Source organism: Mesorhizobium sp. M7A.F.Ca.US.006.01.1.1 (genome assembly GCF_003997935.1).
In the GTDB taxonomy this organism is placed as follows: domain Bacteria; phylum Pseudomonadota; class Alphaproteobacteria; order Rhizobiales; family Rhizobiaceae; genus Mesorhizobium.
This window is the reverse complement of the sequence record NZ_RZQL01000315.1, coordinates 1-6726: the sequence shown is the minus strand read 5'-3', so window position 1 is coordinate 6726 and position 6726 is coordinate 1. Positions and strand designations below refer to the sequence as shown.

The following is a 6726-nucleotide window of genomic DNA, read 5'->3' as shown; positions in this document are numbered from 1 at the left end:
GCGCTATCTCGTCATTTCCATTGCCATGGTGGCGGCGCGTCTGGTCGTCGACAACGGCCTTGTCCGGCAAGCGGCGGTTGCCGCCGGCTCCTGCTCGGTGGTGGCCAAGCGGCTGGCCGGCGTCGAAGCCGCGCTGCGCGGCCTGCCGGTGGACGGCGGACTTGCCGATGCGGTCCTGTCCGCGCCGATGGCTGAACTGTCGCCGATCGCCGACGTGCGCGGCAGCGCCGAATACCGGCTCGATGCGGTGCGAGAGATTGTTGCTCGCGCGGTGCTTGCGGCTGTGGGGCGGACGACTGGCGAAGAGGTGGCGGCATGAGCCAGGTTCAACCTGACATGCTTGAAGGAGTGCCGGACCTGGGCGCCGTTCTGCCCGCTCGCGGCCCGGAGCGCGCTGACATCGCCTTCGAGGTCAATGGCACCGCCGTCTCGGTCAATGTGCCGCCGCTGCACCGGCTGTCTCTGGTGCTGCGCGACGAACTGGGGCTGACCGGCACCAAGGTCGGCTGCGATGCCGGCGACTGCGGCGCCTGTACAGTGCTGGTCGACGGCGATCCCGTCTGCGCCTGCCTGATGTCGGCGGCTTCCGCCGCCGGGACGTCGGTGACGTCAGTCGAAGGCCTCGCCAATGGCCGGCTGTCGGCGCTGCAGGCCTCGTTCCTTGCCCATGGCGCGGCGCAGTGCGGCATCTGCACGCCGGCGCTGCTGGTCGCGGCAACGGCGTTGCTGGACAAACAGCCAAGCCCGACCGAGACCGAGGTGCAGGATGCGCTGGGCGGTATTCTCTGCCGCTGCACCGGCTACCGGAAGATCATCGCGGCGGTGATGGATGCCTCCCGGCAGACAGCAAGCCTCGATTTCCGCTTGCCTCGATCAGGCCATGCGATCGGCTCCTCGCCCGTCCGGCTTGATGGCGTGCCGAAGGTCACCGGGGCTGAGAAATTCGGCGGCGATTCCTTCCCCGCCGATGCGCTGGCCGTGCTGGTGGTCCGTTCGCCACATTACCACGCCAGCTTCGCCTTCGGTGACCTCGACGGCTGGGCGAAGGCGCATCCCGGCATAGCCGGTGTCTTCACAGCAGCCGACATTCCGGGAAAAAACTGTTTCGGCGTCATCGGCCCGTTCGCCGACCAGCCGGCGCTGGCTGAGGGGTTTGCCCGCCTTCGCGGTGAGGCGGTGGCGCTGGTTGCCGGCGAGCGTGAGGCGATGCTCGATCTCGACCTCTCGGATTTTCCGGTCCGCTGGACCGAATTGCCGCATGTTCTCCAATTCCGCGAAGCGCGCGCCGGCGGTGCCAAGCTCATTCATGAGAACAGGCCGGCAAACTTGCTGACCTCCGGCTTCGTCGAACGCGGCGATCCGGAAGCAGCGCTTGCCGGCGCGGCTTTCACCGTCTCTGGCGCCATCGACACCTCCTATGTCGAGCACGCCTATATCGAACCGGAAGCCGGCTATGCCTATCTGGACGGCGACACGCTGGTCGTCGTCGCCTGCACCCAGGCGCCCTATATGGACCGCGACGAGACGGCGAAGGTGCTCGGCCTTGCCGTCGACAAGGTGCGCATCGTGCCGACCGCGACCGGCGGTGGTTTCGGCTCCAAGCTCGACGTTTCGCTGCAGCCGCTGATCGGCCTTGTGGCGATGAAGACGGGGCGGCCGGCGGCACTCGCCTACACCCGCAACGAATCGATGATGTCGACCACCAAGCGGCATCCGGCCGAGATGAAGGCGACCATCGGCGCCGATGCCGACGGCCTTGTCACCGGCATGATCTTCGAAGGCGATTTCAACACCGGCGCCTATGCAAGCTGGGGGCCGACCGTGGCCAACCGCGTGCCGGTGCATGCGTCCGGCCCCTACGCGACGCCGAATTACCGCGCCGAAGGCCGCGCCATCCATACCCATGGGCCGATCTCCGGCGCCTTCCGTGGCTTTGGCGTGCCGCAGGCGACGATCATGCAGGAAACGCTCTATGACGAGCTGGCCGGCAAGCTCGGCATCGACAGGCTCGATTTTCGCTTGAAGAACTGCCTTCGGAACGGCTCCGAAACGGTTACCGGGCAACGCCTGGAGTCCGGCGTCGGCATTGCCGAATGCCTCGAAGCGCTACAGCCGCATTGGGTACGGGCAACAGCCGATGCGGATGCATTCAACAGTGCCAACACGGATAGAAAGCGCGGCGCTGGCGTCGCGTCCTGCTGGTATGGCTGCGGCAACACCTCGCTGCCCAACCCGTCGACAATCCGGGTCGGCATCGCGGCCGACGGCACGGTCATCCTGCACCAGGGCGCCGTCGATATCGGCCAGGGTTCGAACACGGTCATCACCCAGATCTGTGCCGACGCGCTCGGCCTGCCGCTGGAGAAATTCCAGCTGAAGAGCGCCGATACGGCCATCACTCCCGACGCCGGCAAGACCTCGGCCTCGCGCCAGACTTTCGTCACCGGCAAGGCGGCCGAAAAGGCCGGCCGTGCGCTGCGCGAAAAGATCCTGCGTTTCGCCAATGTTTCGGAAAAAGCCGCTCTGCAGCTCGACGGCCCCGCTATCGTCATCCGCGAAGGCGAAGCTGTCCGCCGCATCGACCTCGCCCCGCTCGATGTGGATGCCGAAGGCTTCGTCTTCCGCGCCGAGGAGACCTACGATCCGCCGACGCTGCCCCTCGACGCCAAGGGCCAGGGCAAACCATACGCCGTTTACGGCTATGGCGCGCAGATCGCCGAACTGGAGGTCGATCTCAAGCTCGGCACGGTGAAGCTGATCAAGATCACCGCCGCGCATGATGTGGGCAAGGCGATCAACCCGCTGCTGGCCGAAGGCCAGATCGAAGGCGGCATCGCGCAAGGCATCGGCATGGCGTTGATGGAGGAGTATATCCCCGGCCGCACCGAGAATCTGCACGACTATCTCATCCCGACCATTGGCGACGTGCCGCCGATCGAGACCATCCTGATAGAAGTTCCGGACCCGGAAGGACCCTTTGGCGCCAAGGGTTTGGGCGAGCATGTGCTGATCCCGACGGCACCGGCAATCCTCAATGCTATCCGCCACGCCACCGGCGTTCTCATCACCAAGGTTCCGGCGACGCCGACGCGTATCCGCGCTGGCATCCGCGAAAAGAATGGCATCCGCGAAAAGGAGGCACGCCGATGAGCGAGCTTGCCGAACGCTTCGAGACCCATGATCCCGGCGAGAAGCTGGTGGCGGAAAAAATCCGCTGCGATGCCTGCCCGGTGATGTGCTACATCGCAGACGGACGTACCGGCGCCTGCGACCGCTACGGCAATGTCGGCGGAAGGATCGTACGGATGGACCCGTTGACCATCCTCGACCATGCGGCCGAGACCGGCGCGGCAATCGTACCGTTCGTAGCCGAGGGCGAGGCATGGGACGGCGAGCTGGTCAACACCGGGCGCCGCTTCGTCACCGCAATCGGCGCCGGCACCACCTATCCCGACTACAAGCCGGCCCCGTTCATCGTCAGCCAGGAGGTTGAGGGCGTCGATCTCGTCACCGTCGTCACCGAAGGCATTTTTTCGTACTGCGGCGTCAAGGTGAAGATCGATACCGACCGGCATATCGGACCCGAGACGGCAATAGTCCGCGCAGCCGGCGAAGCGATCGGCCATGTCACCACAGGCGAATATGGCTCGCAGATGCTGTCGCTGGGCGGCGTGCATCATCTGACCGGCGGCTCCAAGGCCGAGGGTCGCGCGACCTGCGACGCGCTGCTCAATCTGTGCAACCGCAAGCCGGTGGAACTGGCCATCGACGGCGGCGCCACCATCATAGTCGAAGCCGGCAAAGCACCAGTCATCGACGGCAAGCAGGAACACCGCATGCGTGTCGGCTGCGGCTCGGCCACCATCGGCATGTTCGCCACGCAATGGCGCGGGCTGGTGGACGAGGTGGTGGTGGTCGACGACCACATCACCGGCGTCGTTTCCGAGCATCAGGCCGGCAAGGTGCTGGGCTGGCAGGATACGGGCATAAAGATCATCGGCCGCCGTTCGACGCCGGGCCGCTATTTCAAGGTCTCCGAACCCGGGCTGGGCTGGGGCGGCACCAGCATTTCCGACCCGCTGTCGATCCTCGGCGAGTGGAACGCCAAGAAGGGCGCGCGGCCGGGCCTGTCGCTGCTGATGGTTTCGACCACCGGCGAGCAGTTCGCGTACTATGAACTCGACGACGAGTTGAAGCCGGTGCAAAAGCCGTTTCCCGAGCGGTTGCAGAAATCGGTCGGCCTGATCGAGGACAATTGCGAGCCGGCTTTGTGCACGGTGCTGTTCATCGGCGGCGCCGGCGGCTCGCTGCGTGCCGGCGTCACGGAAAACCCGGTCAATCTCACCCGCTCGGTGCAAGGGCTGACCACATATGTCACGGTCGGCGGAGCGCCGGTCTATGTCTGGCCGGGCGGCGGCATCACGCTGATGGTCGATGTCACCAGAGTGCCGGAAGGCGCCTTCGGCTATGTGCCGACCCCCGCACTGGTGGCGCCGATCGAATTCACGCTGCGCCGCGATGACTATATCAGGCTCGGCGGCTACGAGGCCGAGATCCGCAGCGTCGAGGATATTGTCGCAAAAGGCGGTGAGTACCTGAATCCGCGCCGCGGCACTGGCGCCGAAGCCAACAATCCATGGCCGCCACTCGCGCAGCTACGTCGTGCCGGCTCGAACGGGGCCGGGTGATGAAAGGCCCGCAAGCCCACTGGCTGCAGGACGGCAAGCGGCTGCATCTCAACCACGGGCCGATCGACCTGATCGTCGAGGTTTTTGGTGAGGCGGATGAATGCCGCCAAGCCTATGAGCAAGCCGTAGCGCGGTTCCAGACGATCCTGATGGAGCTGGTCGAGGAGCTCCCCGAATTGCGGCTGCCGGCGTTTTTCCTGGCGCCGCGCACTTTCGCCGGCCCGACGGCGCGCCGCATGGAGGCAGCCGTCATGCCCCTGGCGGAATGCTTCATAACGCCGATGGCCGCCGTCGCGGGATCGGTAGCCGACGAAATGCTCGCCGCATTGCTTGCCGGTCGCAGGCTCCAGCGCGCCTATGTCAACAATGGCGGCGACTGCGCGCTCCATATCGGCAAGGGCCAGTCGAGGGACCTGGCGGTCGCCGGCACCGGCAATGGCATGGCGGACCGGATCACGATCCGCGCGGAAGATGGCGTTCGCGGCGTCGCCACCAGCGGCTGGCGCGGCCGCTCCTTCTCGCTTGGCATTGCCGACGCCGTCACCGTGCTCGCGCGGACCGGCGCCGAGGCCGATGCGGCAGCGACCCTCATTGCCAACGCGGTGGACCTGCCCGGCAATCCGGCCATCAAGCGCATTCCCGCACACGAACTGTCGCCCGACAGCGATCTCGGCGCGCGCCTGGTGACACATGGTGTCGGCACGCTTGCCCTTGGCGAAGTTGCGCGAGCGCTGGACAATGGCCTTGCCGTCGCCGAAGATTTTCGCCGGCGTGGCCTGATTGCCGGATCGGCGCTGTTTCTTGGCGGTGAGATCCGCATCAGTGGCTCGGTTGCGCTTGCTGCGCCCAACAAAAGTTCGAGGGAGGAAGTTGCCCATGCCTGAGTTTTCGATCCGCAAGATCGCGGTGCTGACCGAAGAGATTTTTCACGAGGGCGGGTCGGTGGCCAAGGTGCCGCGCCGTCGCGCCGCCGCCATGGCGCTCGTGAAGAACCCGTTCGCCGGGCGCTATGTCGAAGACCTGCAGAGCGCCATGGACGATCTGAAGCCGCTCGGCCTGTTGCTCGCCGACCGGCTGATCGCGGCGCTCGGCGGCGATGTCAAGCAGATCGACGGCTATGGCAAGGGCGCCATTGTCGGCACGGCGGGTGAGCTGGAACATGGTGCGCTCTGGCATGTGCCAGGCGGCTACGCCATGCGCGAACGGCTCGGCGACGCCAAGGCGATCGTGCCGTCGGCCAAGAAGGTCGGCGCTTTCGGTTCGAAGCTCGACGTGCCGCTCGGCCACATCAACGCCGCCTATGTGCGCAGCCATTTCGACGCTATGGAAGTCGGCATCAGCGACGGGCCGCGCCCTGACGAAATCCTGTTCTGCCTCGCCATGACCTGTGGCCCGCGCATCCACAATCGCATGGGTGGTCTAGCGGCCGATGATATCAAAGCCTGGGATGGCTTGCGGTGAGCGGCGAGGACAATCTGCTCAAGCTGGTCGAGGTCGAGGCGCCGGACGACCAGGATTACCTGCTGCAGGAGCAGGTCGGCTTCATCCTGCGCAAGGCGCATCAGCGCCATGTCGCGATCTTTGCCGCGCATATCGGCGATCTGACGCCGCCGCAATTCGCGGCGTTGGCCAAGCTGCGTGACGTCGGCGAGACCTCGCAGAACCAGCTCGGCACGCTGATCGCGATGGATGCAGCGACGGTGAAGGGCGTCATCGACCGGCTGAAGGCGCGCGGCCTGGTCGAGCTTTCCAAGCATGAGGTCGACAAAAGGCGGCTGCTGGTCAATCTGACCGCGGCAGGCCGCGATGCCATCGAGCGCCTGATCCCGCTGGCGCGCGAGATCACCCAGGAGACGCTGGCGCCGCTCTCGGCCAAGGAGATCGCCACCTTCATGAAATTGCTAGCCAAGCTGGCGTAGCGGCGGCGAGGTCCTTTCCTCTCCCTCCGGAGGAGGGAGAGGTGGCGCTGCGGAGCAGCGACGGAGTGGGGGAACCACCTGGCAACCGCCGCCAACGAATATTGAAAGGGGACCACGGC

Annotated in this window: 5 protein-coding genes and 1 pseudogene; all 6 read left to right on the top strand. The window is 65.9% G+C overall.

Annotated elements, in window-relative coordinates; translation table 11 throughout:
• Positions 1-319: pseudogene (locus EN943_RS33295) on the top strand (xanthine dehydrogenase family protein subunit M); the annotation flags it as partial.
• Between the two features lie 17 nt (positions 320-336).
• Positions 337-3150: a molybdopterin-dependent oxidoreductase gene (locus EN943_RS33290; protein ID WP_164778512.1), complete on the top strand. Its 2814-nt coding sequence runs from the start codon at positions 337-339 to the stop codon at positions 3148-3150.
• Positions 3147-4688, top strand: a complete 1542-nt coding sequence (locus EN943_RS33285; RefSeq protein WP_127416176.1) for a 6-hydroxynicotinate reductase — start codon at positions 3147-3149, stop codon at positions 4686-4688. The genes EN943_RS33290 and EN943_RS33285 overlap by 4 nt, the downstream gene beginning before the upstream one ends.
• A complete protein-coding gene (locus tag EN943_RS33280) occupies positions 4688-5572 on the top strand; it encodes a UPF0280 family protein (RefSeq protein ID WP_127416175.1) in 885 nt (294 codons plus the stop codon). Before EN943_RS33285 ends, EN943_RS33280 begins: the two co-directional genes overlap by 1 nt.
• Positions 5565-6149 (top strand): amino acid synthesis family protein, encoded by a 585-nt coding sequence (locus tag EN943_RS33275; protein WP_127416174.1) that lies wholly within the window; start codon positions 5565-5567, stop codon positions 6147-6149. Before EN943_RS33280 ends, EN943_RS33275 begins: the two co-directional genes overlap by 8 nt.
• Complete coding sequence (locus tag EN943_RS33270; protein WP_127416173.1) at positions 6146-6607, top strand: MarR family transcriptional regulator; 462 nt, start codon at positions 6146-6148, stop codon at positions 6605-6607. Before EN943_RS33275 ends, EN943_RS33270 begins: the two co-directional genes overlap by 4 nt.
• Positions 6608-6726 lie beyond the last annotated feature (119 nt).